The sequence below is a fragment of the Streptomyces sp. RLA123 genome (genome assembly GCF_056270165.1).
In genome coordinates this window covers 3,743,137-3,767,563 of record NZ_JBWDOR010000003.1, presented here as the reverse complement: position 1 = coordinate 3,767,563, position 24,427 = coordinate 3,743,137, and the positions used below count along the sequence as shown (strand labels likewise).

27 protein-coding genes are annotated in these 24,427 nt (G+C 72.3%); 18 read left to right on the top strand and 9 right to left on the bottom strand.

The genetic code is table 11. From position 1 onward, the window contains the following. Positions 1-203 precede the first annotated feature (203 nt). Together mshD and RV983_RS17160 are read right to left on the bottom strand one after the other, a co-directional pair. Positions 204-1,157, bottom strand: coding sequence for a mycothiol synthase (mshD, locus tag RV983_RS17165; RefSeq protein ID WP_475986655.1), 954 nt, complete (start codon positions 1,155-1,157; stop codon positions 204-206). Then, positions 1,154-2,383 carry an MFS transporter gene (locus tag RV983_RS17160; RefSeq protein WP_475986654.1) on the bottom strand — a complete coding sequence of 410 codons (1,230 nt, stop codon included), beginning with the start codon at positions 2,381-2,383 and terminating at the stop codon, positions 1,154-1,156. The genes mshD and RV983_RS17160 overlap by 4 nt, the downstream gene beginning before the upstream one ends. 200 nt (positions 2,384-2,583) lie before the next feature. Here RV983_RS17160 and RV983_RS17155 point away from each other — a divergent pair, with 200 nt between their 5' ends. From RV983_RS17155 to RV983_RS17135, 5 genes are all read left to right on the top strand, one after another. Further along, positions 2,584-4,377 (top strand): bifunctional metallophosphatase/5'-nucleotidase, encoded by a 1,794-nt coding sequence (locus RV983_RS17155; RefSeq protein WP_475986653.1) that lies wholly within the window; start codon positions 2,584-2,586, stop codon positions 4,375-4,377. Between the two features lie 246 nt (positions 4,378-4,623). Further along, positions 4,624-4,917 (top strand): hypothetical protein, encoded by a 294-nt coding sequence (locus tag RV983_RS17150; protein WP_475986652.1) that lies wholly within the window; start codon positions 4,624-4,626, stop codon positions 4,915-4,917. Beyond that, on the top strand, positions 4,917-6,104 hold the full coding sequence (locus tag RV983_RS17145) for a glutathionylspermidine synthase family protein (protein ID WP_475986651.1): 1,188 nt from the start codon (positions 4,917-4,919) through the stop codon (positions 6,102-6,104). The genes RV983_RS17150 and RV983_RS17145 overlap by 1 nt, the downstream gene beginning before the upstream one ends. 60 nt (positions 6,105-6,164) lie before the next feature. Further along, complete coding sequence (locus RV983_RS17140) at positions 6,165-7,091, top strand: RimK family alpha-L-glutamate ligase (RefSeq protein WP_475986650.1); 927 nt, start codon at positions 6,165-6,167, stop codon at positions 7,089-7,091. A gap of 148 nt (positions 7,092-7,239) precedes the next feature. Then, entirely contained in the window at positions 7,240-8,979 is a 1,740-nt protein-coding gene (locus RV983_RS17135) for an RICIN domain-containing protein (protein ID WP_475986649.1), read from the top strand. Between the two features lie 24 nt (positions 8,980-9,003). Here RV983_RS17135 and RV983_RS17130 read toward each other — a convergent pair whose 3' ends face one another. The 6 genes from RV983_RS17130 to RV983_RS17105 form a co-directional block, all read right to left on the bottom strand. Continuing rightward, entirely contained in the window at positions 9,004-10,422 is a 1,419-nt protein-coding gene (locus RV983_RS17130; RefSeq protein WP_475986648.1) for a sensor histidine kinase, read from the bottom strand. Next, entirely contained in the window at positions 10,422-11,159 is a 738-nt protein-coding gene (locus RV983_RS17125) for a response regulator transcription factor (protein ID WP_475986647.1), read from the bottom strand. Before RV983_RS17125 ends, RV983_RS17130 begins: the two co-directional genes overlap by 1 nt. A gap of 128 nt (positions 11,160-11,287) precedes the next feature. Then, positions 11,288-11,473, bottom strand: a complete 186-nt coding sequence (locus RV983_RS17120) for a hypothetical protein (protein ID WP_475986646.1) — start codon at positions 11,471-11,473, stop codon at positions 11,288-11,290. A 29-nt stretch (positions 11,474-11,502) separates the two neighbouring features. Further along, positions 11,503-12,567 (bottom strand): S1C family serine protease, encoded by a 1,065-nt coding sequence (locus RV983_RS17115; protein ID WP_475986645.1) that lies wholly within the window; start codon positions 12,565-12,567, stop codon positions 11,503-11,505. Positions 12,568-12,730: 163 nt separating this feature from the next. Continuing rightward, a complete protein-coding gene (locus tag RV983_RS17110; RefSeq protein WP_475986644.1) occupies positions 12,731-13,753 on the bottom strand; it encodes a LacI family DNA-binding transcriptional regulator in 1,023 nt (340 codons plus the stop codon). 66 nt (positions 13,754-13,819) lie between these two features. Further along, the gene (locus RV983_RS17105) at positions 13,820-14,557 is read right to left on the bottom strand and encodes a response regulator transcription factor (protein ID WP_475986643.1); all 738 of its coding nucleotides are present in this window, start codon (positions 14,555-14,557) and stop codon (positions 13,820-13,822) included. A gap of 191 nt (positions 14,558-14,748) precedes the next feature. Between RV983_RS17105 and RV983_RS17100 the strand changes: the two genes are divergently transcribed. The 8 genes from RV983_RS17100 (at position 14,749) to RV983_RS17065 (ending at position 19,560) form a co-directional block, all read left to right on the top strand. Continuing rightward, the gene (locus tag RV983_RS17100) at positions 14,749-15,573 is read left to right on the top strand and encodes an alpha/beta hydrolase (RefSeq protein WP_475986642.1); all 825 of its coding nucleotides are present in this window, start codon (positions 14,749-14,751) and stop codon (positions 15,571-15,573) included. 95 nt (positions 15,574-15,668) lie between these two features. Continuing rightward, the gene (locus RV983_RS17095) at positions 15,669-15,932 is read left to right on the top strand and encodes a MoaD/ThiS family protein (protein ID WP_389255571.1); all 264 of its coding nucleotides are present in this window, start codon (positions 15,669-15,671) and stop codon (positions 15,930-15,932) included. Positions 15,933-15,936: 4 nt separating this feature from the next. Continuing rightward, positions 15,937-16,842, top strand: coding sequence for a hypothetical protein (locus tag RV983_RS17090; RefSeq protein ID WP_475986641.1), 906 nt, complete (start codon positions 15,937-15,939; stop codon positions 16,840-16,842). Between the two features lie 85 nt (positions 16,843-16,927). After that, entirely contained in the window at positions 16,928-17,641 is a 714-nt protein-coding gene (locus RV983_RS17085) for an LmeA family phospholipid-binding protein (RefSeq protein WP_475986640.1), read from the top strand. Between the two features lie 160 nt (positions 17,642-17,801). Then, positions 17,802-17,882 carry a putative leader peptide gene (locus RV983_RS17080; protein ID WP_355342331.1) on the top strand — a complete coding sequence of 27 codons (81 nt, stop codon included), beginning with the start codon at positions 17,802-17,804 and terminating at the stop codon, positions 17,880-17,882. Between the two features lie 149 nt (positions 17,883-18,031). Then, entirely contained in the window at positions 18,032-18,877 is an 846-nt protein-coding gene (locus tag RV983_RS17075) for a sulfurtransferase (RefSeq protein ID WP_475986639.1), read from the top strand. Between the two features lie 45 nt (positions 18,878-18,922). Beyond that, a complete protein-coding gene (locus RV983_RS17070; RefSeq protein WP_319663489.1) occupies positions 18,923-19,213 on the top strand; it encodes a DUF1416 domain-containing protein in 291 nt (96 codons plus the stop codon). Between the two features lie 113 nt (positions 19,214-19,326). Next, on the top strand, positions 19,327-19,560 hold the full coding sequence (locus RV983_RS17065) for a hypothetical protein (RefSeq protein ID WP_401596652.1): 234 nt from the start codon (positions 19,327-19,329) through the stop codon (positions 19,558-19,560). Positions 19,561-19,568: 8 nt separating this feature from the next. On the opposite strand, the gene RV983_RS17060 is transcribed toward RV983_RS17065, so the two are convergent. Then, positions 19,569-19,931 (bottom strand): DsrE family protein, encoded by a 363-nt coding sequence (locus RV983_RS17060; protein WP_475986638.1) that lies wholly within the window; start codon positions 19,929-19,931, stop codon positions 19,569-19,571. 162 nt (positions 19,932-20,093) lie between these two features. On the opposite strand from RV983_RS17060, the gene RV983_RS17055 reads away from it, so the two are divergent. From RV983_RS17055 to RV983_RS17035, 5 genes are all read left to right on the top strand, one after another. Further along, a complete protein-coding gene (locus tag RV983_RS17055; protein ID WP_475986637.1) occupies positions 20,094-20,801 on the top strand; it encodes a hypothetical protein in 708 nt (235 codons plus the stop codon). A gap of 16 nt (positions 20,802-20,817) precedes the next feature. Beyond that, entirely contained in the window at positions 20,818-21,678 is an 861-nt protein-coding gene (locus tag RV983_RS17050; RefSeq protein ID WP_475986636.1) for a hypothetical protein, read from the top strand. Then, on the top strand, positions 21,675-22,514 hold the full coding sequence (locus RV983_RS17045) for a hypothetical protein (protein WP_475986635.1): 840 nt from the start codon (positions 21,675-21,677) through the stop codon (positions 22,512-22,514). Before RV983_RS17050 ends, RV983_RS17045 begins: the two co-directional genes overlap by 4 nt. After that, complete coding sequence (locus RV983_RS17040) at positions 22,511-23,605, top strand: hypothetical protein (RefSeq protein ID WP_475986634.1); 1,095 nt, start codon at positions 22,511-22,513, stop codon at positions 23,603-23,605. Before RV983_RS17045 ends, RV983_RS17040 begins: the two co-directional genes overlap by 4 nt. A 242-nt stretch (positions 23,606-23,847) precedes the next feature. Next, the gene (locus RV983_RS17035) at positions 23,848-24,411 is read left to right on the top strand and encodes a heme-binding beta-barrel domain-containing protein (protein WP_475986633.1); all 564 of its coding nucleotides are present in this window, start codon (positions 23,848-23,850) and stop codon (positions 24,409-24,411) included. The last annotated feature ends 16 nt before the right edge of the window (positions 24,412-24,427 follow it).

Sequence of the window (24,427 nt, the reverse complement as noted above, 5' to 3'; positions counted from 1 at the left end):
CTTGCAAGCGAGTCTGAATCACCGGTAACGGTCAGGTGGCGGTCAGGGAAGCGCCGCGCGTACCGGCCGTGACCGCGTCGGCGCCCCGGAGGGCGCCCGGGAGCCCTCCGGGGCGCCCGGTGGGGAGTCTGCTTCCCAGCACTTCCCGCTCCCGTGGGCACGGCCCCGGGGGCCGCCTCTTCGCCCGCTGTGCCGCCGCTCGTTCAGCTTTCGGTGCGGTACATCAGGTCGACCTCGTGGGTGGTGAAGCCGAGGCGTTCGTAGACGGCGACCGCGGGGGCGTTGTCCGCGTCCACGTAGAGCATCGCGGTGGGCAGCGCGCGGTCGCGCGCGAGGTGGCGGAGGCCGATCAGGGTGAGGGCGCGGCCGAGGCCCCCGCCCTGCTCGTCGGGGTGGATGCCGAGCACGTAGACCTCGCCCAGGCCCTGCTGGGCGTGGACCTTGGTCCAGTGGAAGCCGGCGAGACGGTCGCCGTGGAAGGCCAGGAAGAAACCGGCGGGGTCGAACCAGGTCTCGGCCATGCGGTCGTCGAGGTCGCGCTGGGTGAGCGAGCCCTGCTCGGGGTGGTGGGCGAAGGCGGCGGCGTTCACCGCGAGCCACGCCGCGTCGTCCCGGCCGGGGACGAAGGGGCGCACCGTGACGCCCTCCGGCAGCACCGGCTCGGCCAGCGGCGGACCGCCCGCTCCCTCCACGACGCCGTCCAGGGGGCGGCGCATCTGGCGCAGCTCGCGGAAGAGGGCGAGGCCGAGCAGTCCGGCCAGGTGCCGTGCGGCGGGGTGGCCGCCGTGCGCCCACACCCGCAGCCGCTTGCCCGAGGCGGCGAGCAGCGCGTGCCCGAGGGCGCGGCCGTGGCCCTGGATGCGGTGGTCGGGGTGGATGACCATCTCGGCAGCCGGGGCCTCGACGGGGTCGGTGTCCTCCAGCTGGGCGTATCCGACCAGGGTGCCGTCGGCGTCGACCAGCAGGTGGCGGACGCCCTCGCGGGCGCCGCCGCGCAGATGGATCCGGCCCTGCTCGGACACCGCTGCCTGGCCGTCGGCCTCCGCGGCGTCCTCGATCAGCGCCAGTACCGCGTCGGCCGTCTCCGGCGTCAGCTCGTTCACCGTCTCGATCCGGCGGGGGCCCACCGCGGTCTGCTGCGCTGCTGCGTCGGTCATGGAACTGAGCTTACGACCGCTCGCCGTCGTGGGGAGTCCACCGGGACGGCCATCGCGGCGCCGCAGGCAACGACCGCGGCGGCGGCCAGGGCGGGCCAGTAGCCGGTGGCGGAGATCACGGCCGCGCTCAGCGGCGGGACGACGGCGGCGGTGAGGTTCTGGCCGGTGTTGTGGACGCCGAGGGCGCGGCCGGACCAGGCGGGCCCGGCGCGTTCCGCGGTGGCGGTGAAGGACAGGCCGTTGGTGCTGGCGGTGATGCCGACGGACAGTACCAGCGCGGCGGCGGTGAGAGGGGAGGGGAAAGCCGCCGTCAGTGCTGCGGCGGCGACCACGGCCGCGGTGACCACGGCCAGTTGCCGCATCGGTCGCAGCCGGCTGCCGGCCCGGTCCGACCAGCGGCCCGCGGCGATACGGGAGGCCGCGCCCAGCACCTGCGCGGCGGCGATCAGCCGGCCGGCGTCCACCGCGGACCAGCCGCGGGTGTCGACGAGCAGCACGAGCGCGAAGGCGCCCGCCGTGAACTGCGGGACGACCAGCAGCGCGCCCGCGCCGTGGATCCGCCACAGCGCCGACGAGCCGCGGTAGGGGTTGACGGCCGGTTCCGCCGCCGGTCCGGTGCCCTCGCGCGCCGGGTCGGCGGCCAGGACGGCGACGGCCGCGGCGATGAGCGCGCAGACCGCGGCCAGGAAGCCGAAGGCGCCGCCGATGCCGTACGCGGCGGCCAGGGGCGGCATGGTCAGCGCGGCCACGCCCATGCCGAGCGGCGTGGAGGTCTGCCGGATGCCCATGGCCAGGCCGCGCTCCCGCGCGGTGAACCAGCCCATGACGAGGCGCCCGCTCGCGGAGTACACCGAGGCGGCCGCCGCTCCGGCGAGGACGAGCAGGGCCCCGAGCGCCACGAGGCCGCCCCCGGCGGCCGTCACGGCGGCGGTGACCGCCAACAGCGCGCCGGCGGCCCCCAGTCCCGAGGCGATGACGATGCGCTCGCCATGGCGGTCGGCGAGGGCTCCCCAGGCGACGAGGGTGGTGACCAGGCCTACCGTGGGACAGGCGATGAGCAGGCCGATCCGGGGAAGCGACAGATGCCCTGAGTCGCGCAACACGGCGGCAAGATAGGGGATTCCGTAGACGAACGCGCAGGCGGCGGTCTGTGCCGCGGTGCCCAGGGCCAGCATCAGCCAGCGGCGGCGCATGGCGTGCACCTCCTCGGTCGGTGGTGGACGCAACGATGCTCCTCGATTGAATGGTGAGACAGATGATTTCGATATATGAGACCAAGTCGCCCGGTCGTTCGACATGTCCCGGACAGTGGCAACCTCGCCGTAACCGCAAAGGCACTGACAACTACGCGCGTTGACCCTAGGCTGCGGCAGGTCCTCTCCCTCCTAACCCGCCACCTGTCGCTCACGTCTAAGGGGACCCACCCATGTCTGCGAACCATCCCCGGCGCTTCGCCACCCGCAAGGCCGCAGCGGCGGCCACGGGCCTGGCGGCGCTCGGTGCGCTCGCTATCGCGATGCCGACGGCCCAGGCCCACGACTCCCGGCACAGTGCGGAGCGCGACCGCACCGTGGACCTCCAGATGCTCGCCATCAACGACTTCCACGGGAACCTGGAGCCCCCGGCCGGATCCTCCGGCCGTGTCACCGAACTCCAGGCGGACGGCACCACCAAGACCATCGACGCCGGCGGCGTGGAGTACCTGGCCTCCAGCCTGCGCAGCGCCCGCGAGGGCCACAAGCGCACCGTGACCGTCGCGGCCGGTGACATCGTCGGCGCCAGCCCGCTGCTGTCGGGCCTGTTCCACGACGAGCCGACCGTCGAGGCGATGAACAAGCTGGGCCTGGACGTCACGGGCGTGGGCAACCACGAGTTCGACGAGGGCAAGGACGAACTGATCCGCCTGCAGAAGGGCGGCTGCCACCCGACGGACGGCTGCTACGAGAAGGGCCGCAAGTTCAAGGGCGCCGACTACCCGATCCTGTCGGCGAACGTCGTCAACGAGAAGACCGGCAAGCCGCTGCTCGCGCCGTACACCATCGAACACATCAAGGGCATCAAGGTCGGCTTCATCGGCGTCACCCTGGAGGGCACGCCGAACATCGTCACGGCCGAGGGCGTCAAGGGCCTGAAGTTCCTCGACGAGGTCGAGACGATCAACAAGTACTCCAAGGAGCTCAAGGCCAAGGGCGTCAACGCGATCGTCGCCCTGGTCCACGAGGGCGGCTTCCCGGCCTCCGGCTCCTACAACTACGACTGCGACGCGGGCGGTGACGGCAAGGGCCTGTCCGGCCCGATCGTCGACATCGCCAAGAACACCTCGCCCGACGTCGACGCGCTGATCACGGGGCACACCCACAACGCGTACGTGTGCACCATCCCCGACCCCAAGGGCAACGACCGCCTGGTCACCAGCGCCGCCTCCTTCGGCCGGCTCTACACCGAGCTGAACATGAAGTTCGACAAGCGCACGGACGACATCGTCCGCGCCTCCGTCGTCGGCTCCAACCACGTCGTGGACCGCAGCCAGAACAAGGCCGCGGACCTGACCCAGCTCGTCAGCCACTGGCAGACGCTGGCCGCCCCGGTCGCCAACCGGACCGTCGGCTGGATCTCCCAGGACATCACCCGCAACGGCAACGAGTCGCCGCTCGGCGACCTCATCGCCGACGCGCAGCTGGCCTACGGCAAGACCCTGGACCCGGGCACCGACCTGGCCCTGATGAACCCCGGCGGCATCCGCACCGACCTGGTCCACAAGGCCTCCGGCTCCGAGGGCGACGGCGTGGTCACCTACGCCGAGGGCTTCGCCGTGCAGCCGTTCAGCAACACGGTCAACCTGAAGGACCTCACCGGCGCCCAGCTGATCACCGTGCTGCAGCAGCAGGTGAGCGGGGTCAACGCCGCCGCGCCGAAGATCCTCCAGATCTCCGCCGGCCTCACGTACACGCTGGACCTCACCAAGTCCGGCGCCGACCGGATCGCGGCCGGCTCGGTCAAGCTGGGCGGCGTCCCGGTCGACCCCGCGGCCACCTACCGCGTCGCGATGAACAACTTCCTCGCGGGCGGCGGTGACGGCTTCGGTGAGCTCGCGGGCGGCACCAACCAGGTCGTCGGCGGCGACGACCTGGCGGCCCTGAACGCCTACCTGACGGCCAACTCCACGGCCTCCGCGCCGCTGGCGGCCCCGGCGGCGAACCGGATCACCGTCGTTCAGTAAGCGGTACCGCACCACAGCCGGTTCCCGCGAAGGGGCGGCCGTCCACAAGGGGCGGCCGCCCCTTCCTTCATATGTTCAGCTCAGGGTGGCACCGCTTCGACCGTGCGGGTGACACGCGGCGGGGCCCGGACACCACGGGAGGACCGGGTTTCCGGCCGTGACACGACCCGTGACACGTCCCGGGACGCGTCCCGGGACCGCGACCCCGGTCACCGGGCACCCCGCACATCTTCATAACCTGTGCGCATGACGACGACGGAGCGGCGGCGGTTCAGGTCGGGCACGGTGATCCTCGGGGGCATGGGTGTGCTCGCCGCGGCCCTGGTCGCCTGCGGCTCGGAGCCCGACAAGCGCTGCGTGGACCCCGACACGTACAAGACCCTGCCGAAGTCGAGTTGCGAGAGCGGCGGCAGCGGGCACTACTACTACGGCGGCGGCGTCCACGGCGGCAAGGCCCGGGGCGGCAGCTTCGACGAGTCGTCCGTGAAGACCGGCGGCTTCGGCGGCCACGGCTCGGGCCACCGTTCCGGCGGCGGCTGATGCGGCGCCGCACCGCCGAACCCCGCCCCGACTGGCAGCGGATCGTGGAGGACCAGGGCGTCGTCTACCCGCTGACCCGGCACCCGGACGGGACGCTGCGTCCCTACTGGGACGAGAGCGCCTACTACGAGTTCTCGCTGCCAGAGGTCGAGGGACTGGAGGGGACCGTCGCGGAACTGCACGCGATGTGCCTGGCCGCGGCCGCGCACATCGTCGAGCGGGACCGCTTCGCCGATCTCGGCATCCACGACCCCCGGCTGGCCGCCCGGATCGCCGAGTCCTGGCACCGCAGGACCGAACTGCCCAGCCTCTACGGCCGCTTCGACCTGCGTCACGACGGCGCCGGAGGCCCGGCCAAGCTTTTGGAGTACAACGCCGACACCCCCACCTCCCTGGTGGAGGCGGCCAGCGCCCAGTGGTTCTGGATGGAGGACCGGTTCCCCGGCGCCGACCAGTGGAACTCCCTCCACGAACGGCTGGTCGCGGCATGGAAGCGGCAGGCCCCGCTCCTGCCGCCCGGGCCCGTGCACTTCGCGCACTCCGAGGGCGACGAGCTCGGCGAGGACCTGATGACGGTCGCCTACCTGCGCGAGACCGCCGAACAGGCGGGACTGGAGACCCGCGCCCTGTCGGTGGAGTCCATCGGCTGGGACGGGCTGTCGCGGCGCTTCGTCGACGACCGCCTCGGCTTCATCCGCAGCTGCTTCAAGCTCTACCCCTGGGAGTGGCTGGCCGACGACCCCTTCGGCGGCCATGTCCTGGACACCCTCGACAACGGCGGCGGCACCGGCGGCACCTGCTGGATCGAGCCCGCCTGGAAGATGCTGCTGTCCAACAAGGCGCTGCTGGCCGTGCTGTGGGAGCTCTACCCCGGCCACCCCAACCTGCTCGCCGCCCATCTCGACGGCCCGCGCGCGCTGGCCGCCACCACCGGCTGGGTCGCCAAGCCGCTGCTGGGCCGCGAGGGGGCGGGCGTCACCGTGCACGGCGCCGGGGAGCCCGCGGCCGTACGGGACGACGAGCCCTGCTGCTACCAGGAACTCGCCCCGCTGCCCGTCTTCGACGGCAACCACGTCGTGCTGGGTGCCTGGGTGGTGGACGGTGAGCCCGCCGGGCTCGGCATCCGGGAGTCGGCGGGCCCGGTCACCGACGGGTACGCACGCTTCGTGCCGCATGTCATCGGCTGACCCGCGCCGCGGACGGCGCGCCCCCGGCGGGGAGGGCCCGGGCGCGGGGATGCTGTCACCGTGACCGGAGCATCCCCCGCGGACGTGTGGCTGCTGCTCGGCTACGGCGTCGAGGAGAGCCCGGTCGTCAGGCGGCTGCGGGCCGCCTTCGCCGAGGAGTTCGGCCCGCGCTGTGCGGTCGTCCGCACCGCCGACCTGCTGCTCGGCGTCCGTACGGGCCGGCTGACGCTGCACGGCCTCGACGGCCGGCCGGTCGCGGCTCCCCGGGTCGTCCTCGCCCGCATGATGTCCCCGGGACTGGGCGCCGACCGCGAGATCACACTGCTGCGCCACCTGGAGGCCATGGGAGCGGTGCTGGTCAACCCCATCGACTCCGTCATGGCCTGCGTCAACAAGGTGTGGCAGCTCCAGCAACTCGCCCTCGCCGGGCTGCCGGTGCCGGACACGCTCAGCTACGCGGACGCCCCGCTGGAGGCGGTGGTCGACGCCCCGGGAATGGTGCCGGAGCCGTGCGTGGTCAAAGCGGTGCGCGGGCATCGGGGACGGCGGGTCTTCCTCGCCCCGGACACCGCGATGCTGCGGGGCGTCCAGGGCAGCCTGCGCCACGAGACGCCGTACCTGTTCCAGGAGTACGTCTCCCACTCGCACGGCCGCGACCTGCGCGTGGTGGTCGTCGACGGGCGGGCCGTGGCCGCCCAGACCCGCACCGGCGACGGCTCCGGTCTCACATCCAACCTCGCCCAGGGCGGCACCGCGACGCCCTGTCCCGGGCGCCACCCCCGGGCCGAGGCACTGGCCGTGCGCGCCGCCGGGGTGCTCGGGCTGGCCGTTGCCGGGGTGGACCTGCTCTTCGCGCCGGACGGGGACTTCGTGCTGTGCGAGGTCAACGCCAACGTGGGCTGGGGAGACGCGATGGACGAGGTGGCGCCGGCCGTCGTCGCGGCGTGCGCCGCCCGGTTGCCGGGCGGTGCCCCGAGCGCAGGGTGACGCCCCGGCAGCGGTGTGTGCGAGATTTTCCGTCCTCCCGTCCCGCGGCGGGTAGTTACCACCGGAAACACTTTCCTCGGCAGTAACTTGTGGCGCACCATGGGCACCCCCGTCCTCCAGGCCCATCAATGCGTCCGGGTGGTCATCCGTGTCCCAACCGCACAAGGCGCCCGTCTATGACGAGTTGTCCGACGCCGCTCTCACCGAGCGCGTACGGGCCGGCGCGCCGACCGCCTACCCGGCGACCGAGGAACTGCGCCGCCGTCACCTTCCCGCCGTCGTCCGCTACGCCCGGCTGTGCTCCCGTGACGAGGAGTCTGCCGGTCAACTGGCCGCACAAGCCTTCGCGTTGGCCTGGCAGGAGGTGCACCGAGGAATCGACCCGCGCGGCGCGTGGCGGCACCGGCTGCTCATGCTCGTCCACCAGGCGGGCGCGGTCTGGGCCTCGGGCAGCCGGCGGACCCGGCTGAACGAGGACTACGCGGCCTTCATCGACGTGATCCGCGCCCGCGACACCGGTACGACCGCCCCGTCCGGACTGCCGGGTATGCCCGTCCACCCGCGGCACCGACTGGCCGAGGGCTCCGCCCTGTTCGGCGCCTTCGCGGCGCTGCGCCAGAGCACGCAGGGCATCCTCTGGCACACCGTCGTCGAGCGCACGCCGCAGGCCGACGCGGCGCTGTGGACCGGGGAGCGGCGCTCCGAGCTGGCCGAACTCGGGGCCCGGGCCCTGGACGCCTACCGCGAGTCCTACCTGCGCACCTACCTGGAGCGCAGTGAGGACCCGGCGTGCCGGGGCTTCGGCCGCATCCTGGACGCCGCCGCCCACCGCGACGACGCGCGGCGGAACGAGGACCTGGAGCGGCACCTCGCCGGGTGCGCCGACTGCGCCAAGGCCCTGGAGTTCCTGATCGTGCTGGAGCGCGAGCCCCGGCCCCTGCTCGGCACGGCCCTGATCGCCTGGGCGGGGCCCGCGTATCTCGCGGCACTCGCCGCGCCCGCGCCGCCTCCCGCCCCGCCGGTCCCGCCCGCGCCGGTCTCCCGCCGCAAGCCGCGGCCGGGCCCCCTCACCTGGCTGACCCGCTTCGTGCGGTCGGCCGCATCCGCGCCGGTCTCCCGCCGCAAGCCGCGACCGAGCCCCTTCGCCCGGTTCGTACGGCTGCGCTCCCGCTACCCGACGCCGCTGATCACGCTCGTCCTGGCCTCCGCCGCAGTCGCGGCCGTCACCGGGCTGGTGTACGCCGCCGGCGACGACACCCCCGCGGGAAGCCAGGCCGTCCAGCCGCCGGCGGCCTTCCCTTCGGCCTCCGTCACCGTGACGCAGACCGCGACGGCCACGGCCACGGCGACCGCCACGGTCACCGGCTCGCCCACCGCCGGCACGACCGGGACCACCGCGCCGTCGCCGTCGAGGACGCCGAGCGGGGCCGCGACGTACCGCATTCCGGCGGCGCACACCCCGACGCCCACGCCGAAGGCGCCCGGCAGCAGCTTCGCCCAGGTCGTGAACAGCGACTCCGGGCTGTGCCTGGACGTGCGCGACGAGGACTTCTCCGACGGCTCGGACGTCATCCTCGCCGGCTGCGACCCCGGCTCCGCGGCCCAGCGGTGGCGGGTGGAGTCCCAGGGCGTGCTGCGCAACGCCGGCGACCCCGGCTACTGCCTCGACTCCCGCGGCGACGCCGACCGCGGCCTCGGCGTCTGGGACTGCTCGTCCGCCGACGGCAGGCACGCCCGGAACCTGTTCTTCCTCGTCGACAGCCTCGGCCGCATCCGCCCGCAGATCGACCTCGGCGTGGCCGCCGCCCCCGACGGCGACGCGCCGGGCTCCACGCTCTCGTTCGTGCCGCTGAGCAACTCCGACGACCAGCGCTGGCAGGCCGGTTAGTCCCGGCCGGTCGGCGGGGACCGGTCAGTTGTCGTCCCCGGCCGGCGGGATCGGGCCGCCCGGGAGGTAGACCACCGCCGTGGTGCCGCCGTCGCTCGCGGGCTGGAGGCGAACGGTGCCGTCCGCCTGCTCCACGGTGCGGGCCACGATGGACAGGCCCAGCCCCGAGCCCGGGAGGCTGCGCGCGGACGTGGAGCGCCAGAAGCGCTCGAACACGTGCGGCAGGTCCTCGGGCGGCACGCCGGGACCGTGGTCGCGGACGGTCAGCTCACCGCCGTGCAGAGCCACTTCCACCGTCCCGGCCGGCGGGCTGAACTTCACCGCGTTGTCGAGCAGGTTGATCACGGCCCGCTCCAGGGCGCCGGGCTCGGCCCGTACGTACCATGGCGCCAGTTCCGCCGTGATCTTCAGGTCCGGGCCGGTACGCAGCCGGGCCCGCTCCAGGGCGGCCTCCACCGCCTCGTGGAACGCCACCGTCTGCAGCGGCCCGCCGCCCTGCACCGTCTGCGGACGGGACAGCTCCTGGAGGTCCCCGATGAGCGCCGCCAGCTCGCCCATCTGGGCCTTCACCGAGCTCAGCAGTTCCCGGCGGTCCTGCGGCGGCAGCGCCCTGCCGGTCATCTCGCTGCGTTCCAGCAGCTCGATGTTGGTGCGCAGCGATGTGAGCGGGGTGCGCAGCTCGTGGCCGGCGTCGGCGATCAGCTGCTGCTGCAGCTCCTGGGAGGAGGACAGGGCGGCCGTCATCGCGTTGAAGGAAGCGGACAGGCGCGCGATCTCGTCGTCGCCGCGCACCGGGATGCGGACGCTGAGGTCCTCGGTGCGCGCGATGTGCTCGACGGTGCGGGTGAGCCGGTCCACCGGCTTCAGGCCCGCGCGGGCGACCGCGAGGCCGGCGACGCTGGCGCCGATCACCCCCAGGCCGCCGACGGCCAGCAGGATCAGGCCCAGGGTGCTGAGCGACTCGGTGACCTCGTTGAGCGGCCGGGCCACCGTGTACGCCCCGTCGGTGTTGAGCAGGGGCAGCGTCACGGCGCGGTACTGGTTGCCGTCGGAGCCGGTCACGGTGTGCAGGGCCTCCCGCAGCGTGCCCTTGGCCACTTCGGTGTCCGCACTCGTCACGTGCAGCAACTGGGAGCCCTGGATCACGCAGCTGGCGCCGGTCCGCGAGACGACCTGGACGGTGGAGTTGAACGGGTTGGGGGCCTGGTCGTCGGAGGCGGGCGGCTCGGTCGTGCACAGGCCCGCGCGCAGCTGGTCGACGACCCGCTGCGGGGGCATCCGGTTGTCGCGCAGCGAGTTGTCCAGCGAGTTCATGAGGGTCCCGCGCACGAAGAACCAGCACAGCAGAGCGCTCGCGGTCACCGCCGCCGCGACCGCCACCGCCGTCAGGATCGCCAGCCGTGACCGCAGCGGCAGGGAACGGAAGCGCACCACGTGGCGCATCAGCCCTTGCCCTCCGCGTTGCGCAGTGCGTAGCCCACGCCCCGGACGGTGTGGACGAGCCGGGGGAGGCCGCCGGCCTCGGTCTTGCGGCGCAGGTACATGACGTACACGTCCAGGGAGTTGGAGCTCGGCTCGAAGTCGAAGCCCCATACGGCCTTGAGGATCTGCTCCCGGGTGAGCACCTGGCGCGGGTGCGCGAGGAACATCTCCAGCAGTGTGTACTCGGTGCGGGTCAGTTCCACGGGCTGCCCGGCCCGGGTGACCTCGCGGGTGGCGGTGTCCATGCGCAGGTCGCCGAAGGACAGCGCGCTCTCCTCGGTGCCGCCGCCGGACAGGCCGGAGGCGTACGAGCTGCGCCGCAGCAGCGCCCGCAGCCGGGCGAGGAGTTCGTCGAGCTCGAAGGGCTTGACGAGGTAGTCGTCGGCCCCGGCGTCGAGGCCGGTGACGCGGTCGCCGACCGTGTCGCGGGCGGTGAGCATGAGGATCGGGGTGGTGGTGCCGCTGGAACGCAGGCGGCGGGCGGTGGTGAGGCCGTCCATGCGCGGCATCAGCACGTCGAGGACGATCGCGTCCGGCCTGTAGACGTCGACCTGGTCCAGTGCCGCCAGGCCGTCCTCGGCGAGTGCGGTCCCGTAGCCCTCGAAGGCGAGGCTCCGCTTCAGCGCCTCACGGACCGCGGGCTCGTCGTCCACGATCAGGATGCGGGCCGGGGCCTCGCCGTTCTCGCCGGGGCTCATGCGTCTTCCACCTCGTGCAGGGAGTGGTCCGGGATGGGGATCCGGGGGTGCGGTGCCGGTCTTGCGGTTGCTCGTGCGGTGCTGCCGTCGTGCCGTACCGCGGAGTGTCGTGCGGTGCTGCTGTCTTCCTAGCCTTGCACGAGGGCCAGACGGTGCGCGGCGCGCGAGCGGCGGGCGTATCGGCGGGCGTATCGGCGGTTGGCGGCGATCTCGGGCTCCCGCGGCGCGGGCGCCGGGAAGTGGATCAGCGCGAGGTCCGCGGGACCGGAGGGGATGCCGGCGGGGTGCAGTGCGGTGCTGAGGATGACGTTCATGACGGTCCGTCCCTTCGGGAGGGGAGCGGTCAGCTGTCGCTGCCGCCGTTGCGCAGGGTGTCGAGGTCGGCCTTGACGGTGTTGACGGGGATCGCGAACCCGAGGCCGATGCTGCCGGCCGTGCTGTCCCCGGAGGAGGAGGAACTGGCGGAGTACATCGCCGAGTTGATGCCGATGATCTCGCCGCTCATATTGATCAGGGCACCACCGGAATTGCCGGGGTTCAGCGAGGCGTCGGTCTGGATCGCCTTGTACGTGGTCGTGGACGAGCCGACGCTGCCGTTGTACCTGCCGCCGCCGAACTCGAACGGCCACCGGCTGTCGCCGCCGCCGTAGCCGCGGCCCTGCCGCTGCCCCTGGCTCTGTTCCTGGCTCTGTCCCTGGTCCTCGTCGGCGGCGACGGTGACATCGCGGTCCAGTGCGGAGACGATGCCGCTGGTGACCGTGCCGGTCAGGCCCTCGGGGGAACCGATGGCCACGACCTCGTCGCCGACCGCGACCGGGCGGGAGTCGCCGAGCGTCGCCGGAGTCAGGCCGCTGACGTCCTCGGCCTTGAGCAGCGCCAGGTCCTTGCCGCTGTCGGTGCCGACCACCTTCGCGGTGGTGGTCTTCCCGGAGCTGAAGGTGACCTTGACGGCGTCCGCGCCGGCGATGACGTGGTTGTTGGTGACGATCTCACCGCCGCTGGTGACGATCACGCCCGAGCCGGTCGACTCGCCGGAGCCCGAGGTGGCGCTGACCTCCACGATGCTCGGGCTCACGGCCGCGGCGACGGAGGCGACGCTGCTGGTGCCCGTCGCGCTCGTGCCGATCACCCGGGCCGAGGTCGTGGCGGTCTGCGAGGCCGTCGCGTTGCCGATCAGCGCCGCCGTCCCACCGCCGACCAGCGCCGAGACCAGTGCCACGGTGGCGACCAGCGGTACCGACCGCCGCCGTGACCCGCGCGGCGCGGCGGGCTCCACCGGCGCGGGCGCGCCGTACGGGTGCATCCCGTACACGGGAGCCTGCGGCTCATAGGGCGGGGGCGGCGGGTAGGCCGCGGGACCGTTCCGGTGCTCGTCTGCGCCACTGTCGCGCGGGGAGTTCTCGTTCATGACAACGACTGTGCGGCCTGAACATGAGAGCCCCCTGAGCGTGCCCTGAGAACCGAGGCAGAGTTCCCTATGACCGATATAAGGAAGGAACGCGCAGGTCAGCGCTGTCTGCCGGAACGACCCCCGCCGCGTATCCGCGCGCCCGCGGACCTGCGGGAACGCGTCAGCCGCAGCCGCAGCTGCGCCGCACGACCAGCCGGGACGGGAACTGCCGCAGCCGCTCCCGCCGCGAACCGGAGACCCGCAGCCCGTCATCCAGCACCAGGTCCACGGCCGCCCGCGCCATCGCCTCGCGGTCAGAGGCGACCGTGGTCAGCGGCGGATCGGTCAGCCCTGCTTCCTTGACGTCGTCGAATCCGGCCACGGCCAGCTCGCCGGGCACGTCGATCCGCAGCTCGCGCGCGGCCCGCAGCAGCCCGATGGCCTGGTCGTCCGTCGCGCAGATGATCGCCGTGGGCCGGTCGGGCCGCGCCAGCAGCTCCAGGCCGACCGTGTAGGCGTCGTAGCGGTTGTAGGGGGCGGAGAACAGCCGGCCCTCGATACTCCGCCCGGCCTCCTGCATCGCCCGCCGCCAGCCCTCGACGTGGTCGGTGACGGGGTCGCCGGACTTCGGGGTGATCTCGGTGCCGCCGAGGCAGGCGACGTACTCGTGCCCGTGCTCCAGCAGGTGCCGCGTCGCCAGCTGCGCCCCGCCGACGTCGTCCGTCACGACCGCGACGTCGTCGATCGCCTCCGGCCGCCGGTGCAGCAGCACGACGCGCGCGTCCCAGGCGTCTATCTCGATGGCGGCGTGCTCGCTCGGCCCCTGCGAGATGAGGATCAGCCCGGACACCCGCATGCCGAGGAAGGCCCGCAGGTAGTGGACCTCGCGCTCGTCGAGGTAGTCGGAGTTGCCGACCAGCACCATCTTGCCGCGCTCGGCGGCCGCCCGTTCCACGGCGTGTGCCATCTCCGCGAAGAACGCCTGCCGGGCGTCCGGCACGATGAGGCCTATCAGGTCGGTACGGCGGCTGGCCATCGCCTGGGCCACCCGGTCGGGCCGGTAGCCGAGCTGTTTGATGGCCGCCTGCACACGCTCGCGCGTCGCCGGCGCCACCGGCCGTGGTCCATTGTTGATGACGTAGCTGACGACCGCGGTCGACGTCCCCGCAAGCCTGGCCACATCGTCCCGCGTCACCTTTGCCACGGGCCGAGTCTACGCGGGTCCACCCGCGCATCCCACTGTCTGCTCCCAGCCGTGACCCGGGTGTGATCAGGCGTCGGGGGCGGCCAGGGCGGCCGCCTCGGCCTTGGCCTGCTCGTCCGGCGACCGGTCGCCCTTCTCGGGGGTGACGAAGCGGTAGCCGACGTTGCGGACCGTGCCGATCAGCGAGTCGTGCTCGGGGCCGAGCTTGGCGCGCAGCCGCCGGACGTGGACGTCGACCGTGCGCGTGCCGCCGAAGTAGTCGTAGCCCCAGACCTCCTGCAGCAGCTGGGCCCGGGTGAAGACCCGGCCCGGGTGCTGGGCCAGGTACTTCAGCAGCTCGAACTCCTTGAAGGTCAGGTCCAGGACCCTGCCCTTGAGCTTGGCGCTGTACGTGGCCTCGTCCACCGACAGGTCTCCGTTGCGGATCTCCATCGGGCCGTCGTCGACGGTGATCTGCTGGCGGCCCATCGCCAGCCGCAGCCGGGCCTCGACCTCGGCGGGGCCCGCGGTGTCCAGCAGGACGTCGTCGATGCCCCAGTCGGCGGTCACGGCGGCGAGCCCGCCCTCGGTGACCACCAGGACCAGCGGGCAGCCGGGCCCGGTGGAGCGCAGCAGCTGGCACAGCGAGCGGACCTGAGGCAGGTCGCGCCGGCCGTCGATCAGGATCACGTCGGCGCCCGGCGTGTCCACCAGTGCCGGTCCCTCCGCGGGGGCGACCCGGACGCTGTGCAGCAGCAGCCCGAGTGCAGGCAGCACTTCGGTGCTCGGCTGGAGTGCGTTGGTCAGAAGGAGGAGTGAGCTCACCGGTCGCTCCCGTCGTTCATCGTCCGGTCATGCGTGTTCCGCTTCCCCATTGCGAACCCTCCTCGGTCCCGGCGAGGACATCTGCGTGCACCGACGTGTGCTGTCCGGGACGGCCGGAGGTCGCCCGGAAAGCACGAAAGGACCCGGGGGCGACGCTGCCCGGATCCTCTTGACCTAAGAGAATAGCCCACATGGAGTCCGTGAGTGAGCCCCGTGTTGCGCGTCCGGGTGTCCCGTCGATCGCCCGCGGCGGTCGGCGGGCGCTGCTGCTGACCGAGGACGGTGTGCGCATCGACGCCGCGTACGAGCCCGGAGGGACCGAGGACGGTCTCGCGATCGTCGTCGCGCACGGCTTCACCGGCGCGCTGGAACGGCCCGCGGTGCGCCGCGCGGCGGAGATCTTCGGGCAGGTGGACGGCGTCGCCGGTGTCGTCACGTTCTCCTTCCGCGGCCACGGGCGCTCCGGCGGGAACTCCACGGTGGGCGACCGCGAGGTACTCGACCTCGACGCGGCCGTCCGCTGGGCGCGGCGCGCGGGGCACCGGCGCGTGGTGTCCGTCGGCTTCTCCATGGGCGGTTCCGTCGTGCTGCGACACGCCGGGCGCACAACGGCGCACGAAGGGGCGCACGTTGACGCCGTTGTCTCCGTGAGCTCTCCCGCGCGCTGGTACTACCGCGGTACGGCGCCCATGCGGCGGGTGCACTGGGCCATCACCCGGCCCGCCGGACGCCTGCTCTCCCGCGGACTGCTCGGCACACGCATCCACCACCGGGACTGGAACCCCGTCCCCGTCCCCCCGGTGGAGGCGGTGCCCTTCATCGCGCCCACCCCGCTCCTCCTCGTCCACGGCGACCGCGACGGCTACTTCCCGCTCGACCACCCCCTCTCCCTCGCGGAGGCGGCCGGTGACGCGGCCGAACTGTGGATCGAACCCGGCTTCGGCCACGCGGAGAACGCCGCACCGGAGGAACTCCTGCGCCGCATCGCGGCCTGGGCGGCGGCCCGCGTGCGGTAACGGCGGTAGCGGGCGCCCCGCGGGGGTGGCACCACAAGGGGCTGCGTCATCATGGACGGCGGCAGGACCCGTGCGGGCGAGGGGAAGGAGCCGCCATGGCGGCACACGGCACGATCCGGTACTGGGCCGCGGCCAAGGCCGCCGCCGGCGCCGCGGAGGAGCCGTACCGCGAGGGCACGCTCGCCGAGGCGCTGACCGCCGCGCGCGAGCGCCACGCGGCGCGCCCGGAGTTCGCCCGGGTGTTGTCCAACTGTTCGTTCCTGGTCGACGGGAACCCCGTCGGCACCCGGGATCATTCCGGGATCGAGCTGGCCGACGGCGGTACGGTCGAGGTGCTCCCGCCGTTCGCGGGAGGATGAGCGCGTGACCGACAACCACGACTGGTACGCCCCGGGCCCAGGCCCCATGCCGGCGCACACCCACGACAGCACGGCCGTCCTCCCGCCCGTCGGCGACGAGGGCGCCGCGGCACCCGCCCCCGGCGGACGGGCCGCCCGGCGCCGTCAGGCCGGCCGTACGCCCGTGGAGCGCACCGGGTCCCCGATCATCGCGCCCGGCATGCAGCCCGCCGCCGTGACCGCCGCCTTCGCGCTGCTGCTGGCGGGCGGCGCCCTGCTCGGCCGCCCGGCGCTGGCCGCCGCCGCCGTGCTGCTGCAGGCGGTGACTGCGGCCGGCTGGTTCCGCCTGAACGGCATGTGGCCCGCCCGGCAGGGCATCGCGCTGGCGTTCCTCGCGGGTGTCACGGCGGAGGTCGCGGTGCTGGTGGACGGGGCCGACAACGCCCCGGCCGTCATCATCGGCACGCTCGGCGTGTGGCTGCTGTTCGTGCTCGTCATGCACCTGCGCCACCACGGGACGCCCGAGGAGCGGCTCTCCTCGCTCACCGCGACCGCCGCCTCGACGCTGATCACCGTGCTGGCCACCGGCTTCCTGGCGGCCACGGCCGTCCCGGCGGGCGAGGACGCGGTCGTGACCGCCGTCGTCGCGGTGGGTGTGGCGACCCTGGCGCGCGCCCTTCCGCTGCCGGCCGTGGTGTCGGTGCTGGTCGCGCTCGCCGCCGCCGCGGGCAGCGGGATCGCCCTCGGACGCCTGGAGACGGCGGACGGGGCGTTGATCGCGGTGGTCGCCGGGGTGTGCGCGCTGATCGGCCTGCGGGTGGCCAGTTACGACTTCCCGTCCCGTTTTGTTCACTTCACGGCGGGCGTTGCCCTGCCGCTCACCGCGGCCGCACCTGCCGTCTACATCATGGCCAGGGCACTGCTGGCCTGAACCGTTAGGGTCGAGCGGCGGCACCGGCACCGGAAGGCGCCGGACAGCGCGACGGAAACGTACACATCACTGCGGGGGACCCCTCATGCGTGCTCTACGGATTCTGCTCATCCTCGTCGTGATATTCGGCGCCCTCTTCATCGCGGCCGACCGCATCGCGGTGCACTTCGCGGAGTCCGAGGCAGCCGACCGGGCCCAGCGGACCCAGGGCCTGACCTCGAAGCCCAAGGTCGACATCAAGGGCTTCCCGTTCCTGACCCAGGTGCTCTCCAAGAAGCTCGACGACGTAGAGGTGACGGCGAACGGCATCGAGGCGACCGGCACGGGCGGCCAGACACTGCGGGTCGACCGTTTCCAGGCCGACCTGCACGGCGTGCGGATGTCGAACGGCTTCTCCAGCGCGGTGGCCGACACCGCGACCGGATCGGCCACCCTCAGCTACGAGGACCTGAGCAAGGCCGCGCCGAGCGGGGTGAAGGTCACCTATGGGGGCTCCTCCGCCGACGGCAAGGGTCAGGTGAAGGTCAGCGCCGAGATCTCGACGCCGATCGGCGACATCAAGCGCAGCGTGGTGAGCGAGATCAGCGTCACCGGCAAGGACAGCATCAAGCTGACCGCCCGCCAGATCCCCGGCCTGGACTCGCTGCCCTCGGAGGTGGGGGACCTGATCCGCCGGCGGATCGACTTCACGCGCGCGCTGGCCGGGCTGCCGCAGGGCATCGAGCTGAAGTCGGTCACCGCGACACCCGAGGGCATCACGGTCGAGGCGACCGGCACCAAGGTCGTTCTCGCCAACTGAGACGACGGCGTCCGCTCCGCAGTCCTTCGCGCGGGGTGCCCGGTCCCGGCTCCGGCCGGGGGAACCGGGCACCCCGCCGCTGTATCACCATGCGGACAATCTCATCTCGTGATACGGACTGGCGGTGACACCGACCAGTCCCTTCCCTACGATCGAGCACATGAAGCGACAGGCGGATCTCACGAAGCGGCGGGCAGTCGACCTGTGCCGTGTCGCCGCCATGCTCTGTCGCATGCCGTAGGGGCTTCCGCGCCGTCGCCGGCGCCGCACTCCGGCCCCACCTTCCCCGCCCCGCGCATTGCCGCGACGCGCCTGTGCAGCGCACCCCGGCCCCCGTGCGCACCGGTCCGTGTGCCGAGACATCCGCTACTGCCCCGGAGGAGATCAGCAATGAGCCGCAGTGACGTCCTGGTGGACGCCGATTGGGTCCAGGCCCACATCGACGACCCGAAGGTGGTCATTGTCGAGGTCGACGAGGACACGTCGGCCTACGACAAGAACCACATCAAGAACGCCGTCCGCATCGACTGGAAGAAGGACCTCCAGGACCCGGTGCGCCGCGACTTCGTCGACCAGGCCGGCTTCGAGAAGCTGCTGTCGGCCAAGGGCATCGCGGGCGACGACACCGTCGTCCTCTACGGCGGCAACAACAACTGGTTCGCGGCGTACGCCTACTGGTACTTCAAGCTCTACGGCCATGAGGGCGTCAAGCTGCTCGACGGCGGCCGCAAGAAGTGGGAGCTGGACTCCCGCGACCTGGTCGACGGCTCCGAGGTCCCGGCCCGCCCGGCGACCCAGTACAAGGCCAAGGCCCAGGACAGCTCGATCCGCGCCTTCCGCGACGAGGTCGTCGCCGCGATCGGCAACCTCAACCTGGTCGACGTCCGCTCGCCCGACGAGTTCTCCGGCAAGCTCCTCGCCCCGGCCCACCTCCCGCAGGAGCAGTCGCAGAAGCCGGGCCACATCCCGACCTCGCGCAACATCCCGTGGTCGAAGAACGCCAACGACGACGGCACCTTCAAGTCCGACGAGGAGCTCACGGCCCTCTACGAGGACGAGGGCGTCGACCTCTCCAAGGACACCATCGCGCTCTGCCGCATCGGTGAGCGCTCCTCGCTCACCTGGTTCGTCCTGCACGAGCTGCTCGACCAGCCGAACGTGAAGAACTACGACGGCTCCTGGACCGAGTACGGCTCCCTCGTCGGCGTGCCGATCGAGCTCGGCCCGGCCAAGTAACCCCGACCCACGACCCGCCCGACCCCCGACCCGAAGGAAGACACCATGTGCGGAGCGAAGGCCGGCGGCCCCGACCTGGCCGGCGTCGACGTGGCGAAGGAAACGATCATCCAGGGTTCCGTGACCCGCGACGGCGAGCCCGTCGCCGGCTACGTGCGGCTGCTGGACGGCGGCGGCGAGTTCACCGCGGAGGTCCCCACCTCCGCGACCGGGCAGTTCCGCTTCTTCGCGGCGCCGGGCTCGTGGACGCTGCGCGCCCTCGTGCCGGGCGCGACGGTGGACCGTTCCGTCGTCGCGCAGCAGGGCAACCTCACCGAGGTGGCCATCGCCGTCTGACCGACGGCCGGAACGTCGCGAAGGGCCGCACCGCCACCCGAGTGGGGGTGCGGCCCTTCGCGACGTACTTTGGAAGGGTGTCCACAAGGCGTCGGCGGCGCTGGTACTTCGCCATGATGAGCGGGTGCGTCCTGCTTTTCGTCCTGGCGTGGAGCGTCGTGCGCCTGTGGTCGGTGCCGGTGGCCGTCGGCATGTGCGTCGTCGCGATGCTGATCCCGCCGGTCGCGGCCATCGTGGCCAACCGCAGGGGTCCTGACGAGCACTGGTGGGACGAGACCGGCGACCCCAAGTCCGACGAGTGGTGGCGCGAGCTGGACCGCCGCGACGACCACCGCGACCAGCGCTGACGGCCTGATCAGTACACGAGCGCCTGCGCGCCGTCGGCCATCACCTCGCTCACGAAGACCTGTGACCCCGCGATCCGTACGCCCTCCAGCAGGTCCTTCTCCGTGATCCCCCGGCGCGCCGCGCACTGCGTGCACAGGGTGATCCGCCCGCCGGCCATGATCCCCTCGATCAGGTCGGGCAGCGGCGCGGAGTGCGGGAGCTCGAACTCCGCGGCCTTCCCGGGCAGCGCGAACCACGCCGACTCGCCGGTCAGCCACAGCGAGACCTCCACGCCGCTCGCCACGGCCACCGCCGCCACCGTGAACGCCTGCGAGCACCGTTCGGGCGCGTCGGCACCCGCCGTCACCTTGATCACCAGCTTTTTCGCCATGGTCCACACCCTAAGGTGGCCGGTCTCACAGCGAAAAAAGTGTGAAGCGCTTGCCAAAGATCGACATAATGCGGTTCGCCTCACTGCGCAGATCGCGCGCGAGCGCTGTGTGTCTGCCCGGGGGGGCTTGTGGAAGCGCGTACCAACGCACGGACCGGTGTGATGATCGCCGTGGTCGTGGGTCTCGTCGTCCTGGCGACGCTCACGGCGGGGGCCGTGGTCGCCATAGGGTCGGCGTCCTCGGATTCCCCGGCGGTGGCCATGCCGTCGACGGCGGCTCCGAAGGCATCGACGACATCGGCCCCAGCATCTTCACCACCCTCGCCGGACTCCACAAAGACCGCGGAGCCGAGCGCTACCCCCTCCAGCACCGTCACCGGCGCCGTCCACGACGGCGCGCACACCGGGGACCTGCGCTGGTTCCTGCTCACCCCGCCCAGGGACGCCGAGATCTACGGCGACGAGGCGGGCAGCGCCGTCACCCGTGACGAGGTCGGCGTCAGCGGCGACATCAAGCGGGCCCTGAGCCGCTACGGCTTCAAGAAGGGTGCCCAGCGCACCTACCTGACCGCCGACGGGGACTACGAGATCTCCGTCGAACTGCTGCGCTTCGGCTCGGCCGCCGACGCCGCCGGCTACTACGACGACTTCTACCTGGACTCGCCGGCCCTGACGATCAACAGCACCCACCCCGCCAAGGCCTATCGGCTGTCCTCCGGCTCCGCCGAGAGCACCGACGCCGTGGCCGCGCTGTCCCACCAGGGCGACGTGCACATCAGCATCACCGTGACCGGGGAGAAGCTGCCCGGCCGCGACCTGCTCAAGCGGCTGCTCGACCAGCAGTACCAGCGCCTCGCGACCGGCCGCTGAGCCTTCAGACCTCTTCGTGGAGAACCCCTTGTCCCAGGACACCCCTGTCCCGGAGCAGGCACCCCCTGTTCCGGAAGCACCTCCCGAGGCCGCCGCGCAGACACCCGCCGCGGCTGTTCCGGAGACGCTCCCCGCGGCCCGGCCACCCCGTCGCCGCGGCCGCACCACCCTGCTCGTCCTCGCCGCCGCCGTTCTCGGTGTCGCCGCGGGCGCCGGCACCGGCTACACGATCCAGTACGACCGTCCCGAGACCCCGCTCCCCCCGCTCGCCCAGCGGGCACTCGTGCAACCCAAGGGGGCCGCGCCGGCGGCGAAGCCGCTCACCGCGGCCGAGGACACGCTGGTGACGTACGACGGCGACCTGCGCAAGCTGCTGCTGAAGCGGCCCAAGGGCGCCAAGGACTGGGTGGGCGGCGCCCCCGGTCAGGACCAGTGGTTCTCGCTGTACGACTACGCGGAGACCTTCGAGCGGCCGAACAACGCCTTCACAAACTTCAACAGCAACGGCTTCCGGCGCATCGCCATCGCCGGCTGGCGCACCGGTACGTACGACACGTCGACCTCGACCGAGATCCGGCTGATCCAGTTCCGCGATGACTCGCAGGCCTACACCCCGCAGTTCCTCGAGGAACAGCAGGACTACATGTCCGAGAAGAAGTACGCGGACAACAACGGCAGCGCCATGCCCGGCGCATTCGACGGCAGGGCCTGGGTCTACTCCAAGCCCCGGACCAAGGCCGGCTACCTGCCCGTCTACCAGGCGCGTGCCCTGGCCCGGAAGGGCAACGTCATGCTCGATGTCTGGCTGACCTCGGCCAAGCCGATCAAGAAGTCCACGATCATGTCCCTGGCCGAGCGGCAGTGGGAGCGGCTGTGAGCGACGAGAACACCCTTCCCGGCGTGCCGGACCCGGCATCCGAGGGCGCAGGTCCTTCCGAGGACGCGCCCGTGACCGTGGAGAGCTCGACCGAGCCCCGTAAGAGCCGCCGGGGTCTCGCCATCGGCGTCGCCGGGGCGCTGGTCGCCGTCGCCGCGGGCGGCGGCATCGGCTACGCCGTGCTCCAGCAGCAGAAGGACGACGGCAAGCAGGCGACCTCGCGGCCCTGGAAGGCCCCGGAACCCAGCAGGACCGGGGAGTACGGCGCCCAGTCCGGCGGCAGCCACTACGGCGCGCTGGGCAAACTGCTGCTGCCCATGCCCGACGGCTACGTGCCGGGTCCCGACATGGCCGAGTACGGCAACGACGCGGAGTACACCGGCAAGGACGCCGTGGCGGTGTTCCAGGGCGACTACGCGGGCCTGTCCAAGAAGGAGCGGGCCCAAGTGCGCAAGGCCGTGGACGCCATGCACATCCAGGGCGTCGGCTTCCGCTCGTACCGCAACACGTCGGGCTCGCTCGCCGTGAACATGCAGATCGTCCAGATGAAGAACAAGAGCCTCGCCCGGGCCGGCACCGATTTCTACAGTGCCTTCACCAAGGCCCTCGGCGTGTTCCGGAACGGGCCGAAGATCGCGGGTCACGACAAGGCCCGCTGCGTCCTGCCGCCGAAGAGCCCCGGGGCGAAGCTCGACGCCATGACCTGTCAGGCCACCGAGGGCGACGTGATGGTGCGCATGACGGTCACCGGAATCGCCCCGCTCGACAAGAACGACGCTGCGGACCTGTTCAAGAAGCAGCTCGACCGCGTGCAGGACCCGGGGGAGGCGGCATGACCGAGCAGACCCAGACCGACGAGGCGACGATCCCGTCCCAGGCATCCCCGGAGCGGACGGAGTCCGCGGGGCAGACGCCTGTGGAGGCCGCCGCTCCCGAGCCGTCCTCGGCGGAGCGCGCGCCTGTGGAGGTTGTTCCTGCGGAGCCGGCCACGGCGGAGCCCGTACCGGTGGAGCCCGCACTCGCGGAGCCCGTACCGGTGGAGGGCGCCTCTGTGGAGTCGGCCCCCGCGGAGCCCGTACCCGTGGAGGGCGCCCCTGCGGAATCGGCCTCCGCCGAGCTGACGGCCGTGGACGCCGCCGCACTCCCCGTTGCCCCCGCACGTCCGCGGCGGCGGCTGCGGGACCGGCGCGGGCTGCGCGCGGCCGTGCGCTGGACCGCCGTGGTGCTGGTCTTCGGCGCGCTGGGCGCCGCCACGGCGTACGGGGTGACCCAGCCCGAACGGACGAAGATCCCCGGGCTGCGCACCCCCGACGACGGCCGCTGGACCTACCCCGCGCTGAAGCTGCCCAAGCTGCCCGAAGGCGCGCCCCGCCCGATGGACGGCGCACACAACCCCGCCGCCCGGCACTACGCGGACCCGCGCACGCTCCTGCTGCCCGCCCCCGCGGGCGCCAAGCTCGACACGAGCTTCCCGGACCGCGCCGGCTGGCTGCCGACCGCCGACTTCGTCAAGGTCTTCCAGAAGACCTATCGCGCGGAGCTCACCCGGACCCTCGAACAGGAGACCCTCCGGCACGTCGCGGCGCGCGCCTGGACCGCACAGGACGGCACCCGCACGGAGGTCTACCTGCTGCAGTTCGCCAGTCAGCCGTACGCGTTCGGGGTGATCACCGACCTCGAGATCTCCGGTACCCCGGTGCAGGCCGGCACCACGGCCCGCGACCGCCACTGGGACAGCGACGCGGTGCCGGACGACCAGACCGTCGCGGTCTTCGAGGAGACCGCGCCGCGCGGGCCGCAGCACGTCCGTGTCGCCTACGTCCAGGCCGGCGACACCGTGGCCGTGGTGCTGATGACCAAGGCCGGGACGCAGCCGGCCGTCCCGTTCCACCAGACCGTGCTGCTGCAGTCGCAGCTGCTCGGCTGACCGGGTTGTGCCCGGCGCGGGCGCGATGCGTGGGGGCCGACCTCAGCGCATCGCGCCCGTACCGGCCGACTAGACTCGGCAAACGGCCCCACCGGGCCGCCGACCGTCCGCGCCTGCCCGAGGAGCACGCTCGTGAGCGCCATTGAGATCTTCTTCGACGTCATGCTTGTCCTGGTCTGCATTGGCGTCCTCGCGTTCTCCGTTCTGGCGGTGAAGAAGCTCTACCAGGGACAGCGCTGAACATGATCGAAATCCCCTCAGACCTCCACCCGGAGCTCGTGCCGCTCGCCTTCCTCCTGGGCACCTGGGAGGGCGCGGGCGTCTTCGACTTCCCCGGCGCCGAGAAGTGCAACTTCGGCCAGGAAGTGGTCTTCACCCACGACGGCCGCCCCTTCTTGGAGTACACGTCCAAGACCTGGGTGCTGGACGCCGAGGGCAAGCCGGAGAAGCCGCTGGAGAGCGAGTCCGGTTTCTGGCGGATCGACAAGGACCGCAAGGTCGAGATCACCATGACCCGCGACAACGGCGTCATCGAGATCTGGTACGGCGAGCTCGCCGAGGGCAAGCCGCAGATCGACCTGGTCACCGACGCCGTGGCCCGGCTGTCCGGTGCGCCGGCCTACAGCGGCGGCAAGCGCCTGTACGGCTACGTCAAGAGCGACCTGATGTGGGTGGGCGAGAAGGCCACCCCCGAGGTGTCGCTGCGCCCGTACATGTCGGCGCACCTGAAGAAGGTCGTCAACCCCAGCGAGTGGGCCAAGGACCTCAAGGACCTGCCCGACGACGGCATCGCCTTCTTCCGCTGAGCCGTTCCGGGCCGTT

Coding starts and splice junctions, on each gene's coding strand:
- RV983_RS17125 (WP_475986647.1), bottom strand. CDS start 11,159: ATGAGCCCCGGCGAGAACGGCGAGGCCCCGGCCCGCATCCTGATCGTG.
- RV983_RS17075 (WP_475986639.1), top strand. CDS start 18,032: ATGAGCCGCAGTGACGTCCTGGTGGACGCCGATTGGGTCCAGGCCCAC.
- RV983_RS17070 (WP_319663489.1), top strand. CDS start 18,923: ATGTGCGGAGCGAAGGCCGGCGGCCCCGACCTGGCCGGCGTCGACGTG.
- RV983_RS17145 (WP_475986651.1), top strand. CDS start 4,917: ATGCGGCGCCGCACCGCCGAACCCCGCCCCGACTGGCAGCGGATCGTG.
- RV983_RS17095 (WP_389255571.1), top strand. CDS start 15,669: ATGGCGGCACACGGCACGATCCGGTACTGGGCCGCGGCCAAGGCCGCC.
- RV983_RS17085 (WP_475986640.1), top strand. CDS start 16,928: ATGCGTGCTCTACGGATTCTGCTCATCCTCGTCGTGATATTCGGCGCC.
- RV983_RS17055 (WP_475986637.1), top strand. CDS start 20,094: ATGATCGCCGTGGTCGTGGGTCTCGTCGTCCTGGCGACGCTCACGGCG.
- RV983_RS17060 (WP_475986638.1), bottom strand. CDS start 19,931: ATGGCGAAAAAGCTGGTGATCAAGGTGACGGCGGGTGCCGACGCGCCC.
- RV983_RS17040 (WP_475986634.1), top strand. CDS start 22,511: ATGACCGAGCAGACCCAGACCGACGAGGCGACGATCCCGTCCCAGGCA.
- RV983_RS17130 (WP_475986648.1), bottom strand. CDS start 10,422: ATGCGCCACGTGGTGCGCTTCCGTTCCCTGCCGCTGCGGTCACGGCTG.
- RV983_RS17120 (WP_475986646.1), bottom strand. CDS start 11,473: ATGAACGTCATCCTCAGCACCGCACTGCACCCCGCCGGCATCCCCTCC.
- RV983_RS17155 (WP_475986653.1), top strand. CDS start 2,584: ATGTCTGCGAACCATCCCCGGCGCTTCGCCACCCGCAAGGCCGCAGCG.
- RV983_RS17150 (WP_475986652.1), top strand. CDS start 4,624: ATGACGACGACGGAGCGGCGGCGGTTCAGGTCGGGCACGGTGATCCTC.
- RV983_RS17100 (WP_475986642.1), top strand. CDS start 14,749: ATGGAGTCCGTGAGTGAGCCCCGTGTTGCGCGTCCGGGTGTCCCGTCG.
- RV983_RS17035 (WP_475986633.1), top strand. CDS start 23,848: ATGATCGAAATCCCCTCAGACCTCCACCCGGAGCTCGTGCCGCTCGCC.
- RV983_RS17115 (WP_475986645.1), bottom strand. CDS start 12,567: ATGAACGAGAACTCCCCGCGCGACAGTGGCGCAGACGAGCACCGGAAC.
- RV983_RS17080 (WP_355342331.1), top strand. CDS start 17,802: ATGAAGCGACAGGCGGATCTCACGAAGCGGCGGGCAGTCGACCTGTGC.
- RV983_RS17065 (WP_401596652.1), top strand. CDS start 19,327: ATGATGAGCGGGTGCGTCCTGCTTTTCGTCCTGGCGTGGAGCGTCGTG.
- mshD (WP_475986655.1), bottom strand. CDS start 1,157: ATGACCGACGCAGCAGCGCAGCAGACCGCGGTGGGCCCCCGCCGGATC.